Raw genomic sequence first — 19,095 nt, forward strand, 5'->3', positions numbered from 1 at the left:
GGTCAGAACCGTGCCGAGGGGCTGGGCGGGACGTTTCAGACGATGCCCTCGGCCAGTTCCGCCTGCTCACGGTCGTCGCCGTACGCCGCGGTCGTCGGAGTGCCGTACGAACGGCGGGCGACGAACCACCACACCGTGGCCAATACCAGTACGACGACAAGGGCGACGACGGCGTAGTTCATCGTGTCTACCGTCACCGGCGACGACTGGGGGAGGCAGAACAGCACGGTGACCAACGCCACCCACACCACCGCGACCCAGCCGACCGGCCTGCTCCAGCGACCGAGGTTCCAGGGTCCAGGCGTGAACCGGTCGCCGGCCCGCAGCCTCAGCAGCACCGGGATGGCGTACGCCGGGGTGATGCCGATGACGTTGATGGCGGTCACCGCGCCGTACGCCGTCGCCGAGTACAGGGACGGCACGGCGAGCAGGCCGGCCACCACCACCGACAGCCACACCGCGGCGACCGGGGTCTGGGTGCGGGCCGAGACCTTGCGCCACAGGGCCGAGCCGGGCAGGGCGCCGTCCCGGCTGAACGCGAACACCATGCGGCTGGCGGCGGCCACCTCGGCGTTGCCGCAGAAGAGCTGCGCCACGATCACCACGAGCAGCAGCGCGCTCGCCCCGTCCGTGCCCAGTCCGTCGAGGAGGATCTGCGCGGGCGGCACCCCGGTCGCGGTGTCGCGCGTCGCGTCGTAGTCCTGGATGGCGAAGGTCAGTCCGGCCAGCAGCACGAAGCCCGCCAGCCACGACACCCAGATGGCCCGCACGATGCCGCGCGCCGCCGACACCGAGGCGTTCGAGGTCTCCTCGGACAGATGGGCCGAGGCGTCGTAGCCGGAGAACGTGTACTGCGCGAGCAGCAGGCCGATCGCGGCCACGTACAGCGGGTTCTCCCAGCCGGTGTCGTTGACGAACTCGGTGAAGACGAAGGACGGCGACTGGTGGTGGTCGGGGACGATCACCAGCGCTCCGACGATCAGCGCGACGCCGGCCAAGTGCCACCACACACTGACGGAGTTGAGCACGCTGACCAGCCGCACCCCGAAGAGGTTGAGCACCGCGTGCAGCAGCAGGATCGCGAGGAAGATCAGCATCGTCTTCTCCGGCGTCGGCTCGAAGCCCCACTGCAGGTTCAGGAACGCGCCCGTGAACAGCGCCGCCCCGTAGTCGATCCCGGCGATCGCGCCGAGCAGCCCCAGCAGGTTCAGCCAGCCGGTGTACCAGCCCCAGCGCCGGCCCCCGAGCCGGTCGGCCATGTAGTACAGCGCGCCGGACGTCGGATACGCGCTGGTGACCTCCGCCAGCGCCATCCCGACGCAGAGCACGAACAGGCCGACGCCCGCCCAGCCCCACAGCATCACGGCGGGGCCGCCGGTGCCCATGCCGAAGCCGTACAGGGTCATGCAGCCGGACAGGATCGAGATCACCGAGAAGCTGATCGCGAAGTTGCCGAAGCCGCCCATGCGGCGGGCCAGCACGGGCCGGTAGCCGAGTTCGCGCAGGCGCTGCTCCTCGTCGGTTGCGGCGCCGGACGCGCTGCGCGGCCCTGGAACGGACGGTTCAGAGGGGCGGGACATACGAAAACCTCCGGGAACGCAAGGGTGGGGGGTCAGGAGCGCCGGTCACCGCCGCGGGCGGCCGAACGACTGCGGGTGCGGGCCTGGAGGAAGACCTCCACCGCCCGCTGGGAGGAACCCGCTCCCGGGGCCCGGCAGGCCCAGGGCAGCGGCGTCCAGTAGGGGCCGAGCGCGTCGAACACCCGGGCCGCCTCCTGGAACCGGAGGGCGCCCCACAGGGCGTGGGCCAGGTGGTTCATGTCCAGCAGGGACCGCTCGTCGTCCTGGGTGAGCGTGAACCAGGAGTGGAACGCCTGCCGCGCCTCACGGGTGGCGTCCTCGGCCACCCAGTGCAGGTCCAGGGCGGCCTCCCGCCCGCCCGAGCGGCGGTAGCGCTCGACCCGCACGTACAGCGGCAGCACGTGCAGCGCCGAGCCCGGCGGAGCCGACCCCGCCGCCCAGTGCGCGAACCCCGCCGCCTGGGCGAGGCGTTCGGAGCCGCCGCGCGGATACAGGAACTGCAGCATGCGGTGATGGGCCTCGCGGTTGTACGGGTCCCGCTTGCCGGCCTCGGCGAGCAGACCCCACGGCCCCGGCGGCAGCATCGGCTCCGGCGGCGGCATCCGGTGCTCCTGCCAGCGCTGCCCCTCGTCCAGCCGGGCCAGCGCCAGCAGGCACACCCACGGCACCGGGTCGTGGGGCGCCGCCCGGGACGCCGCGTCGCAGGCGTGCCAGGCCTGCAGCCACAGTTCGCGCGTGCGGCGGTGCTCCTCGCGGTGCGCCCGCAGCGCGCGCTCCACGACGACGCGGGCGTGCATCACCGCGGCCGCCACGCTGCGCGGCTCCTCCGCGAGCCACGCCCGCACCACGTCCGTACCGGCCGCCGACGCGGCGAGCACCTGGGTGCGCCGGGTCCACTGCGCCCAGGAACCGGTCTGCTCCAGCAGGATGCGCATCGACATCCAGCGCCCGGCGCGCAGTTCCTGCAAGGCGGAGCGGAGCGCGGTGTCGTGACCGGCGGGATCGTAGGCGGGCTGGGCTCCGTCTCTGGCCATCAGACGGCCGCTGTGGGGAGCGGAGCGGTCCTGACGGCAGGGTGGAGTGACAAACAGCCCTCCCCTGGGGCGGCGGTGCGGCGGTCGTGCGGTCGGCGCACACTATAGAGGCGGAGGTTCCGCCTCTGTTCTGTTTTGGAAAGTGAGCGCAAATCCTTTGCCACCAGGTCGAACTGACTGGCCGTCTCTCACTCGTGACGCCGTGTGCCCACGGAGGGCGGGCCGACGCGCAGTGATCGCCGAGACGGTCGACGCGGGAGCCGGGGAGGCGCGCGACTGCGGACCCGGTGCCCCCCGTCGACCAGGGAACCTCGGGCGCCAAGGCCCCGGTGATCCGCCCCTAACGCGGCGTCGTCGGCACCGGTTTCGCCGAGGTCCGTCCGCGCTGCCTGCCAGGGGAAGCTGTACGCCTCGGTGGTCGACGCCGGACACCGGCCGCCCGCTCACGACCCACTGGTCCGGCAGGACCGCCGGGCCGAGCCCGTCCTTTTGGGTGAACTCGACGCACACGTCGGCGAGTTGCCGAGCCTAACCCGCCTGCCTCTCGATGCGTATTTCGCCGCGCCGAAAATGGCCTGGATACGACGCCACCTCACCCGCGAGGGCCACGTCACCACCTCCGACAGCCGACTGGTCCACCGGCTCACCGGCGCCCTCGTCACGGACGCCGCGACGGCCTCCCGCACCCAACTGCTCGACCTCGACCGTGCCCAGTGGTCACCCCGCGCACTGGAGCTGTACGGCCTGACCGGCGAACGGCTCCCCGACATCGTGGACAACGCGGCCCGCGAACGCCCCCGCGCCGCCCGCCTCGCCCGAGCGGTACCGAGCGGTACCGAGCGGCCCCGAGGTGATCCGCGCTCAGATCACCCGCATCCGTACCAGCGCGGCCAGCGTCAGCGCCCCCGGCAGCAGCGGCAGCCAGACCGTCAGGAGTCTGAACGCCAGCACCACCGCCGTCGCCACGCCGGCCGGGCCGCCCGCCGCCACCAGCGCCACGACCAGCGCCGCCTCGACCGACCCGATGCCACCGGGCGTGGGCACCAGCGCCACCGCGACCGTCGCCGCCAGATAGGCCACCGCCATGTGCGCGACCGGTACCGGCAGCCCCAGCGACCGCCCCACCAGCACCAGCGCCGAGGCCTGCAACGCGGGGAACGCCAGCGCGCCGCCCCACAGCGCCAGCGCACGAGCCGGGCGGGCGTGCACCGACCGGGCCTCGCCCAGCGCCGTCCGCAGGAAGGCGGCCACCGCCCCGCGCAGCCGCGGCATCAGCGCCAGCACCACCGCCGCCACGACCGGGACCGCGCCCGCGACGACCACCAGCGGCCCCACGGCACCCTCGGGCAGCAGCGTGCCGAGCCGCAGCGCGTCGGGGAACGCGATCAGCAGGGCGCCCAGCAGGGCGAGCCGGCCGACGCTCTCCGCCAGCAGATACAGGGCGAGGGCGGCCGAGGACCGGGCGAGCGGCAGCCCGCACACCGTCATGAACCGCAGGTTGACCGCGCTCGCGCCAAGACCCGTCGGCAGCAGGTGGTTGGCCGCGCCCGCCGCGAACTGCGTGGCCAGCAGCCGCCGCCGGGGCAGCCGCTCCACCACCGCGCCCTGCCGGGTGCAGGCGGCGGCGGCCCAGGTCAGACAGGTCGCACCGGCCGCGGCCAGCAGCCAGGGCCAGCGGGCCGTGGCGAGATGACCGAAGCCCTCGGCGAGTACCGACCGGTGCCGCACCGCGACCACGGTCACCAGGAGCAGCGGAAGCACGCAGAGGATTCGGCGGACCGGGACGCGGTGCAGGAGTGGCTTCTCGGGGAGTCGTACCGCTGTCGTCACACCACAAGACATTCCCCGAGTAGCGCCAACTACGGATGGCCGACGCGCGGACACGGGCTTACGGACCGCGGGCGGCGCCTGATTGACCTCAAGGTTGGTCGAGGTTCTACGGTCTCCCACATGAGCATGGAGACCACAGCCTGGACCCAGCTGCACAGCGTCATGAACGCCGAGCAGGAGCGCCGCCCCCTCGCCCGCGCGACGCTGCGCCGCATCGGCGCGTTCGCCCGCCCGCACCGCCGCCGCATCGCCCGCTTCGTACTGCTCGGGATGGTGACCGCACTGCTCGCCGTCGCCACCCCCGTCCTGGCCGGACGGGTCGTCGACGCGATCGTGTCGCGGGGCGAGGAGGGCACGGTCGTGCGTCTCGCCCTGCTGATCGCGCTCATCGCGGTCGCCGAGGCGGTGCTCGGCATCCTCTCCCGCAGGCTCTCCGCGACGCTCGGGGAGGGACTCATCCTGGATCTGCGGACGGCCGTGTTCGATCATGTGCAGCGCATGCCGGTCGCGTTCTTCACACGTACTCGTACGGGCGCGCTGGTCTCCCGTCTCAACAACGACGTCATCGGCGCCCAGCGGGCCTTCAGCAACACCCTGTCCGGCGTGGTCAGCAACCTGGTCACGCTGCTGCTCACCCTCGCCGTCATGCTCACCCTGTCCTGGCAGATCACCCTGCTCGCCCTGGCGCTGCTCCCGGTCTTCGTGCTCCCGGCCCGCCGCATGGGCCGCCGCATGGCCCGCATGCAGCGCGAGGCCGCCGCGCTGAACGCCTCGATGGGCACGCGTATGACCGAGCGCTTCTCGGCGCCCGGCGCCACCCTGATCAAGCTGTTCGGCCGTCCGGAGGAGGAGTCCGCCGAGTTCGCCGACCGCGCCCGCCGCGTCGCGGACATCGGCGTGCGCACCGCCACCGCCCAGGCCGCCTTCATCACCGCGCTCACCCTGGTCTCCGCCCTCGCCCTGGCCCTGGTCTACGGCCTCGGCGGCTTCTTCGCCCTGCGCGGCACCCTGGACCCCGGCGCCGTCGTGGCGCTGGCCCTGCTGCTGACCCGCCTGTACGCGCCGCTCACCGCGCTCGCCGGGGCCCGCGTGGAGGTCATGAGCGCCCTCGTCAGCTTCGAGCGGGTCTTCGAGGTGCTGGACCTGACCCCGCTCATCGACGAGAAGCCCGACGCCCGCCCGGTCCCCGACGGCCCGGTCGCCGTCGAGTTCGACGACGTCCGCTTCGGCTACCCGTCCGCCGACAAGGTCTCCCTGGCCTCCCTCGAAGAGGTCGCCTCCCTGGACACCCGCGGCGGCGAAGAGGTCCTGCACGGCCTCTCCTTCCGCGCCGAACCGGGCCAGACCGTCGCGCTCGTCGGCACCTCCGGCGCCGGCAAGTCCACCATCGCCCAGCTGCTGCCGCGCCTGTACGACACCGACGGCGGCACCGTGCGCGTCGGCGGCGTGGACGTGCGCGACCTGAGCGCCCGGTCGCTGCGCGACACCGTCGGCATGGTCACCCAGGACGGCCACCTCTTCCACGACACGGTCCGGGCCAACCTGCTGCTGGCCCGGCCCGACGCCACCGAGGGCGACCTGTGGGACGCGCTGCGCCGCGCCCGCCTCGCCGACCTCGTACGGTCCCTGCCCGACGGACTCGACACCGTCGTCGGCGAGCGCGGCTACCGGCTCTCCGGCGGCGAACGCCAGCGGATGACCATCGCCCGGCTGCTGCTGGCCCGCCAGCGCGTCGTCATCCTCGACGAGGCCACCGCCCACCTCGACAACACCTCCGAGGCGGCCGTCCAGGAGGCCCTCGCCGAGGCCCTCGAGGACCGGACGGCCGTGGTGATCGCGCACCGGCTCTCCACGATTCGGGCGGCCGACCAGATCCTGGTGGTCGAGGCGGGCCGCATCGTGGAACGCGGCACCCACGAGGAACTCCTCGCGGCCGACGGCCGCTACGCCCAGCTGCACCGCACCCAGTTCGGACGACCGGCCATGGACAAGGCCGCGTAAGCCCGCCGCGCGGGCCGTTACGGCGGGCCGGACACCCCGGCCCGCACCGGCAGGTCCTGCTCGGCCCAGACGACCTTCCCCTCGGGCGTGCGGCACGAGCCCCAGCGCCGGCACAGCATGTTGATCAGCTGGAGACCGCGCCCGCTCTCGTCGCTCACGTCCGCGTGCTGGATCTGCGGCAGGTCGGGACCGGAGTCGGAGACCTCCACCGACAGCCGCTCGTGCCGCAGCAGCCGCAGCTCACCGGGGGCGTTCCCGTACCGCAGGGCGTTGCCTACCAGCTCGCTGACCACCAGCTCCGTCGTGTCGACCAGCTCGTCCAGACCCCACCGCTCCAACTGCTCGCGCACCGCCGTACGCGCCTGCCCGGCGGCCTTGCCGTCCGGCGGCAGCGTCCGCACGTACACGTCGTGGTCCGGACCGAGCGGCCGGGCGCGGGCGGCCAGGACGATCGCGTCGTCCGAACGGTCGCCGCCGACCCGTTCGGCGACCGCCCGGCACTCGGTGCCGTCCTCGGGCACCCCGTCGCCGACCGCCTCGCGCAGCCGCTCCAGCTGGGCGGCGAGGTCGGCCGTACGGGACCTGATCAGCCCGTCCGTGTACAGCATCAGCCGGCTCCGCTCGGGCACCGGCCGCTCGACCGGGTCGTACGGGATCACCCCGGTCCCCAGCGGTGCCCCGGCGGGTACCTCCAGGAAGGAGACGGCACCGTCGGGCCCGGTCAGCAGCGGCGGCGGGTGACCGGCGCTGGCGATGCGGAAGGTGCGGCCGTACGGGTCGTAGACCGCGCACAGACACGTGGCCACCTGGTCCTCCTCCAGGTCGCGGGCGGCCAGGTCGAGGCGGGCCAGCAGCCGCTCGGGCGCGATGTCCAGCGCCATCAGGGTCCGCGCCACCGTGCGCAGCCGCCCCATGGTCGCGGCGGCGGCCAGACCGCGCCCCATCACGTCGCCCACCATCAGCGCCGTACGGCCACTCGGCAGCTCGACCACGTCGAACCAGTCGCCGCCCACGGCCGCCGGATCCGCGGCCGGGTCGTAGCACGAGGTCACGTCGAGGCCGGGGGTGCTCGGGCTGGACCGGGGGAGCAGCGCCCGCTGAAGGGTGACGACGTGCTCGCGCTCGCGCCCGTACAGCCGGGCGTTGTCGATGTACACGGCCGCCTTCGACGCCAGCTCCATGACCAGTGCCACGTCGGCACGCGTGAAGGGGGTCCGGCTGCCCGCCCGGACGAAATCGGCCAGGCCCAGCAGCACCCCGCGGGCGATCAGCGGCACCGCGAGGTAGGAGTGCACACCCGCGTGACGCATCCGGTCGGCCGCCTCGGGCGTGGGCGCCACCGCGGCGAAGTCGGGCCGCTCCATGCGCGTGACCAGCACGGGCTCGCGGGTGGACAGGCAGGTGCGCAGGAGCCGGTCCGGGGTGTACACGGACAGCTCGCCCACCGGGTCCGGAGCGAGGTCGAGCCCGGGAATCTCCGCGACCGCCATGGCTCTGAGCTCGGGGGTGTGCGTCTGCGCCTCCGGACGGTCGCCCTCCTGGAACCGGAGCACCGACTCCAGCAGGTCCACCGCGCACCCGTCGGCCAGCTCCGGCACGGTGAAACCGGCCAGCTCCTCGGCCGTGCGCCGCAGGTCCAGGGTGGTCCCGATGCGCATACCGGCCTCGTTGAGCCACGCCAGCCGACGCCGGGCGCGCACCGCCTCGGTGACCGGGCGCACGGCGTTCTTCAGCGCCCGGCGGCCGCCCACGAGCGCCTCGGGAGGCCGGCGGATCCCGCGCAGCCACGGTCGTTCCCGCACGCGTCGCCTCCTCCCACGGCCTCCTGTCCCCGATTCTGCCTCGCCTCGCGGCGACCGGCGACGGCGGAGCCCCGGCCGTCGGGCGCACCGACCGGGGCCACCGCACCAGGGCGCGGCAAAGGGACGCCGCCCTGCGCCGCCCTGCGCGGCTCAGGCGCGCAGCCACACCGCCGTGTCGCCCGGCAGCCGGCCGGCGCCGTCCAGGGGCCCGCTGACGAGCAGGACGGCGCTGTGCGCGGGCAGCTCGGCCGGCCCGGCGGACAGATTGACGACGCACATCAGGCCGCCCGCCCGCCGGAAGGCGAGGACACCGTCCGGCGCGGGCAGCCAGTCGAGCGGGCCGTCGCCGAAACCCCGGGTGGAGCGCCGCAGCCGCAGCGCCTCGCGGTAGAGCGACAGCATCGACTCCGGGTCCGCGCCCTGGCGGTCCGCCGCATACGCCGACCAGCCCGCCGGCTGCGGCAGCCAGGGCTCGGTCTCGGAGCCGAACCCGCAGTACGGGGCGTCGGCGGCCCACGGGAGGGGGACGCGGCAGCCGTCCCGGCCCGGGTCGACGCCCCCGGAGCGGAAGTGCATCGGGTCCTGGATCCTCTCCCGCGGGATGTCGGCCTCGGGCAGGCCGAGTTCCTCCCCTTGATACAGATAGACGGACCCGGGCAGGGCCAGCGTCAGCAGCGCCGCGGCCCGCGCGCGCCGGGTGCCCAGGGCCAGGTCGGTCGGGGTGCCGAAGGCCTTCGTCGCGAAGTCGAAGCCGGTGTCCTCGCGGCCGTACCGGGTCACCGTGCGGGTCACGTCGTGGTTGCAGAGCACCCAGGTGGCCGGGGCGCCCACGGGGGCGTGCTCGGCCAGGGTGTCGTCGATGGTGCGGCGCAGCCGGTCCGCCTCCCAGGGGCAGGACAGGAAGTTGAAGTTGAAGGCGGTGTGCAGTTCGTCCGGCCGCAGGTAGCGGGCGAAGCGCTCGGCGTCGGGCAGCCACACCTCACCGACGAAGACACCCCCGTACTCGTCGGCGACGGCCCGCCAGGAGCGGTAGACGTCGTGCAGTTCGTCCTGGTCGATGTACGGGTGCGGGTCGACGCCCTCCTCGAAGTCCGCGAGCGCGGGGTCCTTCGCGAGCAGCGCGGCGGAGTCGATGCGTACGCCCGCCACCCCCCGTTCGAACCAGAAGCGCAGCACGTCCTCGTGCTCCCGGCGTACTTCGGGGTGGGCCCAGTTGAGGTCGGGCTGCTCCGGGGTGAACAGGTGGAGGTACCACTCCCCGTCCGGGACCCGGGTCCAGGTGCGGCCGGAGAACTGGGAGGGCCAGTTGTTGGGCGGGAGTTCGCCCCTCTCACCGCGGCCGGGACGGAAGTGGAAGCGCTCCCGCTCCGCGCTGCCCGGACCGGCCTCGAGCGCGGCCCGGAACCAGGCGTGCTGGTCGGAGACATGGTTGGGGACGATGTCGACGATGGTGCGGATGCCCAGCTCCCGCGCCTCGGCGATCAGCTTCTCGGCCTCGCCCAGGGTGCCGAAGGCCGGGTCGATCGTGCGGTAGTCGGCGACGTCGTAGCCGCCGTCGACGAGCGGCGAGACGTACCAGGGGGTGAACCAGACGGCATCCACGCCGAGTTCGACGAGGTGGGGCAGTCTCGCCCGGACGCCCGCCAGGTCACCGGTGCCGTCGCCGTCGCCGTCGGCGAAACTGCGGGGATACACCTGGTAGATGACGGCGTCGCGCCACCAGTCGTCGGTGCGGTGCGAGTTGGGGGCTGCCACGTGACGGTCCTTTCGGGCAGGGTGGATCTTCGCCGCCGGCCCGGACAGAGCGGGGCGTCGGACAGGCCGGCGGCGAAGGTTGACGGGACGAGCCGGAGGTGGGGAGGGGAGCGGGCCGCAAGCGCCTCGGCCCCGCGCCCTCAGCCCTTGAGTCCTCCGGCGGTGAGTCCGCTCATGATGTTGCGCTGGAAGATCAGGAAGATGACGAGGGTCGGCAGCGAGGCCATGGTGAGCGCGGCGATCAGCACGTTCATGGGCACCCCGTTGGACAGGGAGTAGATCCCGACGTTCAGGGTCTGCTTGGCCGGGTCGGGCAGGGTCAGCATGGGCCAGAGGAAGTCCTTCCAGACGCCCACGATCGCGAAGATGGACACCACGCCGAGGATCGGCCGCGAGATCGGCAGGACGATCGACCAGAGCGTGCGCATCGGCGACGCACCGTCCATCGAGGCGGCGTCGAGCAGTTCCCTGGGGATCGAGTCGAAGAACCGCTTCAGCAGGAAGATGTTGAAGGCGTTGGTCACCGAGGGCAGCCAGATCGCCCACGGCGTGTTCAGCAGGTTGCGTTCGAAGATCGGCACGTCGAGCACCGTCAGGTACTGCGGCACCACCAGCACGGTCGCCGGGATCATCAGCGTCGCCAGCATCAGACCGAGGACGGCCTTGCCGAAGATCGGCCGGAGCTTGGAGAGGGAGTAGGCCGCCGCCACGTCGAACACCAGCTGGAAGGCGAGCGCGCCGAACGCGTAGAACAGCGTGTTCCCCAGCAGGCCGGCCAGGTCCATGACGTTCCACGCCTCGGAGTAGTTCTCGGGCCGGAAGGACTCGGGGACCAGCGTCGGCGGGGTCTGCACGACCTCCTGGGTGTCCTTGAAACCGCTGGAGATCATCCAGTACATCGGCCCGAGGAACACCACGGTGAAGAGCGCGACGACGAGGCCGAACACCACCCAGTACAGCAACTTCCCGCGCGGGCGGGCGAGCTGGGCCGGTGAGATGAGTGTGCGTGTGGACATCTGTGGATTCCCCCGGCTCTACTCGTCCTCGGCGCGGCTGAGCTTCACGTACGCCGCCGAGAATCCGGCCAGCAGTACGAGGAGCAGCAGGCCGAGGGCCGCCGCGGCACCGTAGTTGTTGAAGTTGAAGGCGTACTGGTAGATGAGGTAGACGACCGTGGTGGTCGAGCCCTCGGGGCCGGCGCCACCGGTGAGCAGGAAGGGCTCCACGAAGACCTGCATCGTGGCGATGATCTGCATCAGCAGCATCAGCGACAGGATGAGCCGCGTCTGCGGGATCGTGACGTGCCAGATCTTGCGCAGCAGCCCGGCACCGTCCAGCTCCGCCGCCTCGTACAGCTCGCCGGGGATGCCCTGGAGCGCGGCCAGGTAGATGAGTGCCGCGCCGCCCATGTTCATCCACGTCGAGGCGATGACCACGGAGAGCATGGAGAGGTCGGGGTCCTGGAGCCACTGCTGCTCGGGCAGTCCGAAGAAGCCGAACACCTCGTTGAGCATCCCGTAGCCGGGGTCGTACAGGTACTTGAAGAGCAGTACGGAGGCGACCGGGGGCAGCATCACCGGCAGGTAGACGAGCAGCCGCAAGTACCCCTTGCCGTGCCGCAGTTCGTTGATGACGATCGCGACGACGAACGGCACCGCGAAGCCGAGGACGAGGGCCAGCACGGTGAACAGCAGGGTGTTGCGCCACGCCTGCCAGAAGGCCGGGTCGTTGAAGACCGTCTCCAGGTTGTCCAGGCCGACCCAGGAGACCTCGCCCTGGTCCGTCTTCTGGAAGGCGAGGAAGAACTCCCGGACCATCGGGTACCAGGAGAAGAACGCGAAGCAGAGAACCGCTCCGATCAGGAAGCCGTGCGCGGTGAGATTGCGCTTCAGGCTCCTGCCGAACGACCCGCCGCGCCGGGGCGGGCCGTCCACCGGCGGCCGGGCGTGCTGGGCTCTCGCCGCCTTGCTCGGGGTCAGGCTGGGGGCCGACATCGTCGCTCCTTGGGACTGATCTCATGGGCCCCGGGGGGCGGTGCGGCCCGCCCCCCGAGGGAGCCGGTCACTGCGTGGCCAGAACCTGGTTGACCTGCTGCTCCGCGCTGGAGAGCAGCTTGTCGACGTCGGCGTCCTCGTTGGTGAGGATGCCGGACATCACGTTGTCCAGGACCTTGTAGACCTCCTGGGCCTTCGGCGGCTCGGCCATGCCCGGGACCGGGTTGTCCATGAACGCCTTGAAGTTGTCGACCGGCATGGTGGCGTGCTCGAGCCGGGCCGCGTCGTCCTTCTTCTTCGACTCGTTCAGCCAGAAGTTGGGCTGCGGGAGACCGACCGGCAGCTTGTCGGTCTTCTTGCGGGCCCAGTTGAACTGACCCTCGCCGACGGTCAGGTTCTGGAAGTTCAGCCAGGCGATACCGGCCTTGATCTTGTCGGGGGAGATCCCCTTCTTGATCATGTAGTTGTTGCCGCCGGCCAGGGTGTTCTTGGCACCCGGGATCGGCCCCATGCCGAAGTTCTCGTAGTCGGCGCCGAGTTGCTGGACCATGTACGTGATGTCGTCCGGCGCGGCGAGGAACATGCCCAGCTTGTCGGTGGCGATCTGCTTCTGCAGGTCGCCCCACTTGAGCAGCTGGGTCTTGCCCATGCTCTCGTCCTCCCAGCGCATGGCGTGGAGGTTCTCGGCGACCTGCTTGCCCAGCGCGTCGTTGAACGCCGCCTTCTTGCCGCTCTCGTCGACGACCTCGCCGCCGATGCTGTACATCTGCGCGGTGAAGTGCCAGCCGCCGGTGTTGCCCGCGCTGTACTCGCCGAAGCCGGCGATGCCTTCGCCCAGGTCGGCGATCTTCTTGGCGGCGGTGCGGACCTCCTCCCACGTGCGCGGCGGGGTGTCCGGGTCGAGTCCGGCCTTCTCGAAGAGCTTGCGGTTGATCAGCAGGCCCATCGTGTAGTTGCTCGTGGGCAGGCCGTAGAGCTTGTTCTCGTGCTTGAGCGAGCCGAGGACGTTCGGGTCGATGTCCTTGAGGGCCGGCACGGTCTTGTCGTTGACGTAGGCCGTGATGTCCTCGGCGCCGTCGTTGTCCAGCACCTGCGGCAGATCGGTGAAGTACGTGTAGAAGACGTCGGGCTGCGACTTGGCCTTGAGCATCGCCGTGAAGCGCGGCGGCTCCAGACACTGGCCCGGGGTGGAGCGGCCCTCGATGGTGACGTTGGGGTACGTCTTGTTGAACTCCTTGACGTCCTCCTTCCACTCCTTCAGCTCGGCCGCCTTCGCCGTCGGCGGCATGCAGTCGATGGTGATCGTCACCTTGGTCTTCGGGTCCAGCGGGGCAGCCGGGTCCGAGGACCCACTGCCGCCTTCGGAACCGCCGCCGTCGTCACTGCTGCTCGTGCCGCAGGCGGCCAGAGCGGTCAGGGTGAGAGCGGAGACGAGCGTGATGGCGCCGGCACGACGAGTACGGCGGAACCGAGCACTTCTCATGGGTGGTCCCCTTCGGGCATGAACGTGGAAGGCGCCCCACCGCCGATGCGTTGTGGGGCGCCGCTCACTCAACCACCGCAAACAAGTGAACGCAATATCTCGCGCTGATTTCGTAATTGCTTGACAGTCCGCCGAAGATGTTGAGGTCCCGCTACCGGGCGGATACCTGTGCCGTGGAGCCGCGGACGACGAGTTCCGGTTCGAAGAGCAGTTCCCTGTGCGGGACTTCGGTCCCTTGGATCTGGGCGCAGAGGAGGTCGACGGCGGCGCGTCCCATGGCCTCGATGGGCTGGCGGACGGTGGTGAGGGGTGGTTCGGTGCAGGTCATGAAGGCGGAGTCGTCGTAGCCGACGACGGAGACGTCGTGGGGTACGCGGTGGCCGCGGCGGCGGGCGGCTCGTACTGCGCCGAGGGCGAGGGGGTCGCTGGCGCAGATGATGCCGGTGACACCGCGCTGGAGGAGGCGGGTGGCGGCGGCCTGGCCGCCTTCGAGGGAGAACATGGCCCGCTCGACGAACTCCTCGGGCAGCTCCCCGTGGGCGGCACGGGCGGCCTCCTGTGCGGCGGCGAGCTTCCTGCGTGAGGGGATGTGGTCGGTGGGGCCGAGGACCAGGCCGATGCGCTCGTGTCCCAGCGAGGCAAGGTGCCGCCAGGACTGCTCGACGGCCACGGCGTCGTCGCAGGCGATGCACGGGAAGTCGAGGTCGGTGATGGAGGCGTTGATGAGGACCACGGGGATGTTGCGTTCGGCGAGCAGCCGGTAGTGGTCGTGCGGGGCGTCGGCCTGGGCGAACAGGCCTCCGCCGGCGAAGACGACGCCGGAGACCTGCTGCTGCAGCAGCAGCTCGACGTAGTCGGCCTCGGAGACGCCGCCCTTGGTCTGGGTGCACAGCACCGGGGTGAGCCCCTGCTGGGCCAGCGCGCCGCCGATGACCTCGGCGAACGCGGGGAAGATCGGGTTCTGCAGCTCGGGCAGCACCAGCCCCACCAGTCGTGCGCGCTCGCCCCGCAGCTGGGTCGGCCGCTCGTAGCCCAGGACGTCCAGGGCGCTCAGCACGGACTGCCGGGTCGTCTCCGAGACTCCCGGTTTGCCGTTGAGCACCCGGCTGACCGTGGCCTCGCTGACCCCAACCTTCTTCGCCACCTGAGCAAGTCGTCGCGTCACATACGCAAGACTAGCGCAAGTCTCGCAAGAGACTTGCGCCAGTCCGTGGGGTGACCGACAAGAGCCGTTGCGGGCCCCCGCGGTCTAGGGGTTGCGGTTGATCTTGAAGGTGGAGGTGGTGTTCCGGACGTCCACGGCGTTGTCACCGAGCTTCAGCCCGTTGAAGGTGACCTCGCCGACCGCCGGTCCCTGTCCCGCCTCGGGCATCTCGTTGGCCCACAGGCCGAAACCGGACTTGGCGTCGAACTCGTCACCGCTCTTGTGCGCGCCCGTGACGGAGACGTCGGTGAAGACCGTGTCCTTGATCGGGAACTGCGGCTGACCTCCCACGTAGTTGGTCTGGAACATGATGCCGCTGTAGGTCGGGTCGACGATGTCGACGTTGTTGACCCGGATGCCCTGGAACACCTTGGACGCCGAGAACACCCAGATGCCGGGGAAGGTCTGACCGCCCCAGAAGTGCCCGCCGGCCCGGACGATCGAGACGTTCTCGAAGGTCGTCGGATCGGTGCCGAACCCGTTCATCGGGTAGCCGAAGTCCAGCGAGCTGATGGTGATGCCCGAGTAGACCAGGGTGTCCGCGATGTGGATGTTGCGGAAGGTGTTGTTGTAACCGCCGTAGACGGCGAGACCCGCCGCACGCCAGGTCAGCGTCGTCGTGAGGTTCTCGTACAGGTTGTTCTTCATGTCCGCGCCGCCCGCGTCGATCGCCGAGAAGAGCGCGAAGCTGTCGTCACCGGTCGCCCGGGCGTCGTTGTTGGAGACGAGGTTGTCGGTCGAGCCGTTGGTCATGTTGACGCCGTCGGCGAACATGTTGCGGATCCGGGAGTTCTTGATCGTCATCCGGTCGGTGTTGGCGCCCCAGTACAGACACACCATGTGCTCGTTCCAGATGTTGTCGATCACGATGTCCGACACGTTGGAGAAGTCGAACACCTTGCCCGGCCCGTCGATGCGGCTCGTGTAGTTGCCGAAGTAAGCGAAGTTCGCGAACGTCGACCCCTTCGCGCTAGCCTCGGCCCGGAAGCCGATGTCGGTGTTGTCCTGCGTCGTCGGCGCGTGGAACCTGGTGAACCACGGACCGGCGCCCACCACCTTCACCGCCTTGCCGTACACCTGGAACTTGCTCGTCGTCTGGTAGTCGCCGGGCGGCAGGTACACACCGACCAGCTTGCCGGAGGTGTCCATACGGACCTTGTCGAGCGCGTTCTGCACGTCCTGGTGGCCGAACCCGGCCGGCACCGTGTAGGCCGCCGGGTCGGGGTTCGCCACCGCGGCGACCTGCTCCAGGTTGACGAAGTCGATCGCGTAGTCGGAGGTGTTCGAGGCGTCCTTCTGCAGCCGGATCCTGCTGCCCGCCGGCACGGTCTCGCCGAGCATGATGTGCGCCTCGTCGTAGATGTGACGCGGCGCGCCCGCACCGGGGGAGTTGCCGGGCGAGGCCTCGTTGCCGTACAGCCAGGCGTACTTCGAGGTGAGCGGGAGCGCCTTCTTCATGACGCCGTCCACGTACACGTTGATCGTGGCGTCGGTGCCGCCGCCACCCGGCGCGTCCGGGATCGAGAAGCGGGTCACCAGGGTGTTGGTGTCCGCCTTGGTGGTGAACTCGACGTACTCACCGGTCTTGTCCAGGTGCACGGCCCTGCGGCCGGACGCCTCGCCCGCGATGTCACCGATGGTCCGGTTGGGGCCGACCACGGTGGCGCCGCCGCCGACCGTACCGTCCTCCGCCTCGTACATGTCGTACGGCATGTTCGCGCCGCGCCCGACGAACAGCGGCTGCGTGGAGGTGTTGTTCTCCCGCTTGACCGGCAGTTCGTTCGCGTCGTCGGCGACCGTCGCCTTCAGGGTGTACGAGCCGTTGGCCGCCTTCCAGGTGCCGAGGCTCACGGCCGGGGCCGTGGTGCCGGCGGCGATGACACCGGAGTGCGCGCCGGTCAGCGTCTTGACGGTGGTGCCCTTGGAGTCGACCAGGGTGAGCGTCACCGCGTGACTGCCGCCCGCCGAGTCCTGGGTGCCCTGGTTCCGGAGCGCGACCTTGAAGGTCACGTCGTCACCCGTGGCGGGACTGGAGGGAGAGGTGGTGACGGCGGCGGCGACCAGGTCGGAGCTCTGGACCGGCTTGACCACCAGGGGCTCGGGCCGCGTGTAGGTGTTGTTGGTCTCGTTCTGCTCGATGATCTCGTTCGCCTCGTCGGCGACCGCGCTCAGTTCGTAGGAGCCGGCCTCGCGCGCCCCGACGGACGCGTCGACCGTGCTCTGCGCACCGGGCTCCAGCGCACCGACCTCGGCGGTGGCGACCTTGGTGTCGCCCAGCCGCAGGGCGACCTCGCCGGCCGGGGCGGCCGCCGCGCCGCTGTTGCGGACGGTGGCGGACACGGTGATCTCGTCCGACTCGACGGGTGCGGCGGGCGAGGTGGTCAGCTTCGTCACCTCGAGGTCGGGGTTGGGCGCGGGGGTGCCGATCACCTGGAACTCGGCGATCTGCCCGGCCGTCGCCCCGGTGTTGGAGGTGACCCTGAGCCGGATGTCCGCGGCCCGGTCGTCGACCGGGACGGTCACGCTGTTGCCGCCGCTCGCCGGGTCGAAGACGTAGTCCTTGGCGGCCACCAGGGAGGTGAACTCCGACGCGTCCTGCTCGCGTCCCAGCACCTCGATCCTCTGAGTGCGCTTCGACCAGCTCGTGTCGGGATTCAGCTTGAGGACGACGCTGTCGATGTCCGCGTTCGCGCCCAGCCCGAGGGTCAGCGTGTTCGGGTAGCTGCCCGCCGCCCCCTCCCAGTAGGTCGAGGTGCTGTTGTCGTTGGCGTTCTCGGCGACATAGGTGTGGATGACGGACGAGGCACTGATCGGCTTGCCGACGGCCAGGTTCGAGCCGTCCTTCGTGCCGCCCCGGATCACGGAGTTGCTGTCGACCGACTCGTTGCCCGCCGCGTCCTTGGCCCGCACGAAGTAGGTCACGTTCGCCGACGCCGGCTGCGTGTCGGTGAAGGTGGTGACGTCTCCGGCCACGCTCTCGCGCAGCTTGTTGTTGGCGTAGACGTCGTACGCGGTGACGCCCTTGTCGTCGGTCGAGGCGTCCCAGGTCAGCTTGACCTGGCCGGCGGCCGGCTCGGTGAGCGCGAGGTTCGAGGGCGCGGTGGGCGCCTGCGTGTCACCGGTGTCCGCGCGGCGGGTGACCGAGTTGCTGTTGCCCGACTGGTTGCCGGCCGCGTCCTTGGCCCGCACGTAGTAGGTGACCGTGGTGTCGGCCGGCCTGGTGTCCGTGTACGTGGTGACGTCACCCGCGACCGAGGTCAGCAGATCGCCGTTGGCGTAGACGTCGTACCCGGTGACGGCGGTGTCGTCCGAGGACCCGTTCCAGGTCAGCCTGATCTGGCCGGTGGCCGGCTCGGTGAACGCGAGGTTCGCCGGAGTGGTGGGGGCCTGTGTGTCACCCGTCGCCGGACCGTAGACCTCCAGTTCGGAGAACTGGGCGGCGGGCTGACCGGTGTTGGCCGTCACCAGGACCCGCACGTAGCGCGTGGTGGTCGCGTCGAAGGTGATCGTGGCCGCCTGGCCGCCCGCCGCGTCGAAGGCGTACGCCTTGGCGGCGGTCAGGTCGGTGAAGTCCGAGCCGTTGTCACTCGCCTGGATCTTCAGGGTCTGGCTGCGGGCAGGCCAGCCGTCGGGCAGTCGCAGTACGACGCGGTCGACCCGGCGGGAGGAGCCGAGGTCGGCCTGGAGCCACTGCGACAGGGCGTTGTTGGCGCTCTCCCAGTAGGTGGCCTTCTTTCCGTCGTTCGCGTTGCCGGGGGTGTACTGCTCCGTGGAACTGCTCGCCGTCAGCCGGCGGCCGGCGGCGAGGTTCGCGGACGACTCCCCGGCCGCGTGCACCTCCAGCTCGGAGAGCTGGGCCGCCTGCCAGCCGGTGTTCGCCGTGACGTCCACCCGCACGAACCGTGTCTCGGTGGCGGGGAAGCTCACGGTGACCGTGTTGCCCGTGCCCGGGTCGAAGGCGTACGTGGCGGAGGTCTTCAGCGTGCTGAAGCTCGTGCCGTCCGCGCTGCCCTGGAGGGAGAGCGTCTGGTCGCGGCTCTCCCAGCCGGCGGGCAGTCGCAGGACGACCTCGTCGATCCGCTCGGTGGCACCGAGGTCGGTCTGCACCCACTGGGGCAGACCGCCGCCGCCGCTCTGCCAGTACGAACCCTGGTTGCCGTCGGTGATGTTGGCGGCGCCGTACTCGCCGTGCGAGCTGCTCGCCGCCGTGGCGTCCCCCACGGCGATGTTGGGGCCACCGGCTGCCGTGGCCGACAGCAGCGGTCCTCCCAACGCCAGGAGACTGGTCGCGACCACGGTGCACAGGGCGCGTGATCTCCAGTTCCGGTTTCTCATCTGTCCCCACATCAGGTAGACACTCAATGTTCTCTGACATTTACGCTGAGCGCCCGCAGAGTTGCAGAGAAATGTTG

General features: G+C 70.9%; 11 protein-coding genes and 1 pseudogene. 2 read left to right on the top strand and 10 right to left on the bottom strand.

The window, feature by feature from the left end:
• Nucleotides 1–35: 35 nt before the first annotated feature.
• Nucleotides 36–1,580, bottom strand: coding sequence for an amino acid permease (locus ACGH7X_RS34560; protein WP_399893017.1), 1,545 nt, complete (start codon nucleotides 1,578–1,580; stop codon nucleotides 36–38).
• A 32-nt stretch (nucleotides 1,581–1,612) separates the two neighbouring features.
• On the bottom strand, nucleotides 1,613–2,614 hold the full coding sequence (locus ACGH7X_RS34565) for a hypothetical protein (RefSeq protein WP_399893020.1): 1,002 nt from the start codon (nucleotides 2,612–2,614) through the stop codon (nucleotides 1,613–1,615).
• A gap of 414 nt (nucleotides 2,615–3,028) precedes the next feature.
• Here ACGH7X_RS34565 and ACGH7X_RS34570 point away from each other — a divergent pair.
• Nucleotides 3,029–3,331 (top strand): annotated as a pseudogene (locus ACGH7X_RS34570) (FGGY family carbohydrate kinase); the annotation flags it as partial.
• Nucleotides 3,332–3,475: 144 nt separating this feature from the next.
• Here the strand turns inward: ACGH7X_RS34570 and ACGH7X_RS34575 are convergent.
• Nucleotides 3,476–4,375 (bottom strand): YbhN family protein, encoded by a 900-nt coding sequence (locus ACGH7X_RS34575; protein WP_399897551.1) that lies wholly within the window; start codon nucleotides 4,373–4,375, stop codon nucleotides 3,476–3,478.
• A 195-nt stretch (nucleotides 4,376–4,570) separates the two neighbouring features.
• Between ACGH7X_RS34575 and ACGH7X_RS34580 the strand changes: the two genes are divergently transcribed.
• The gene (locus ACGH7X_RS34580; protein WP_399897554.1) at nucleotides 4,571–6,445 is read left to right on the top strand and encodes an ABC transporter ATP-binding protein; all 1,875 of its coding nucleotides are present in this window, start codon (nucleotides 4,571–4,573) and stop codon (nucleotides 6,443–6,445) included.
• Nucleotides 6,446–6,462: 17 nt separating this feature from the next.
• On the opposite strand, the gene ACGH7X_RS34585 is transcribed toward ACGH7X_RS34580, so the two are convergent.
• From ACGH7X_RS34585 to ACGH7X_RS34615, 7 genes are all read right to left on the bottom strand, one after another.
• Nucleotides 6,463–8,247: a SpoIIE family protein phosphatase gene (locus ACGH7X_RS34585; protein WP_399893022.1), complete on the bottom strand. Its 1,785-nt coding sequence runs from the start codon at nucleotides 8,245–8,247 to the stop codon at nucleotides 6,463–6,465.
• Nucleotides 8,248–8,397: 150 nt separating this feature from the next.
• Complete coding sequence (locus ACGH7X_RS34590; protein WP_399893025.1) at nucleotides 8,398–10,002, bottom strand: glycoside hydrolase family 13 protein; 1,605 nt, start codon at nucleotides 10,000–10,002, stop codon at nucleotides 8,398–8,400.
• Between the two features lie 140 nt (nucleotides 10,003–10,142).
• A complete protein-coding gene (locus ACGH7X_RS34595) occupies nucleotides 10,143–11,018 on the bottom strand; it encodes a carbohydrate ABC transporter permease (protein ID WP_399893027.1) in 876 nt (291 codons plus the stop codon).
• Nucleotides 11,019–11,036: 18 nt separating this feature from the next.
• Entirely contained in the window at nucleotides 11,037–11,996 is a 960-nt protein-coding gene (locus tag ACGH7X_RS34600; protein ID WP_399893029.1) for a carbohydrate ABC transporter permease, read from the bottom strand.
• Between the two features lie 67 nt (nucleotides 11,997–12,063).
• Complete coding sequence (locus tag ACGH7X_RS34605; RefSeq protein ID WP_399893032.1) at nucleotides 12,064–13,479, bottom strand: extracellular solute-binding protein; 1,416 nt, start codon at nucleotides 13,477–13,479, stop codon at nucleotides 12,064–12,066.
• A gap of 151 nt (nucleotides 13,480–13,630) precedes the next feature.
• Nucleotides 13,631–14,644 carry a LacI family DNA-binding transcriptional regulator gene (locus ACGH7X_RS34610; RefSeq protein WP_399893034.1) on the bottom strand — a complete coding sequence of 338 codons (1,014 nt, stop codon included), beginning with the start codon at nucleotides 14,642–14,644 and terminating at the stop codon, nucleotides 13,631–13,633.
• An 84-nt stretch (nucleotides 14,645–14,728) separates the two neighbouring features.
• Complete coding sequence (locus ACGH7X_RS34615; protein WP_399893037.1) at nucleotides 14,729–19,018, bottom strand: discoidin domain-containing protein; 4,290 nt, start codon at nucleotides 19,016–19,018, stop codon at nucleotides 14,729–14,731.
• Between the last annotated feature and the right edge of the window lie 77 nt (nucleotides 19,019–19,095).

The sequence above is a fragment of the Streptomyces sp. BBFR51 genome, assembly GCF_044591655.1.
Lineage (GTDB): Bacteria > Actinomycetota > Actinomycetes > Streptomycetales > Streptomycetaceae > Streptomyces.

Coding starts and splice junctions, on each gene's coding strand:
- ACGH7X_RS34600 (WP_399893029.1), bottom strand. CDS start 11,996: ATGTCGGCCCCCAGCCTGACCCCGAGCAAGGCGGCGAGAGCCCAGCAC.
- ACGH7X_RS34615 (WP_399893037.1), bottom strand. CDS start 19,018: ATGAGAAACCGGAACTGGAGATCACGCGCCCTGTGCACCGTGGTCGCG.
- ACGH7X_RS34605 (WP_399893032.1), bottom strand. CDS start 13,479: ATGAGAAGTGCTCGGTTCCGCCGTACTCGTCGTGCCGGCGCCATCACG.
- ACGH7X_RS34595 (WP_399893027.1), bottom strand. CDS start 11,018: ATGTCCACACGCACACTCATCTCACCGGCCCAGCTCGCCCGCCCGCGC.
- ACGH7X_RS34580 (WP_399897554.1), top strand. CDS start 4,571: ATGGAGACCACAGCCTGGACCCAGCTGCACAGCGTCATGAACGCCGAG.
- ACGH7X_RS34565 (WP_399893020.1), bottom strand. CDS start 2,614: ATGGCCAGAGACGGAGCCCAGCCCGCCTACGATCCCGCCGGTCACGAC.
- ACGH7X_RS34560 (WP_399893017.1), bottom strand. CDS start 1,580: ATGTCCCGCCCCTCTGAACCGTCCGTTCCAGGGCCGCGCAGCGCGTCC.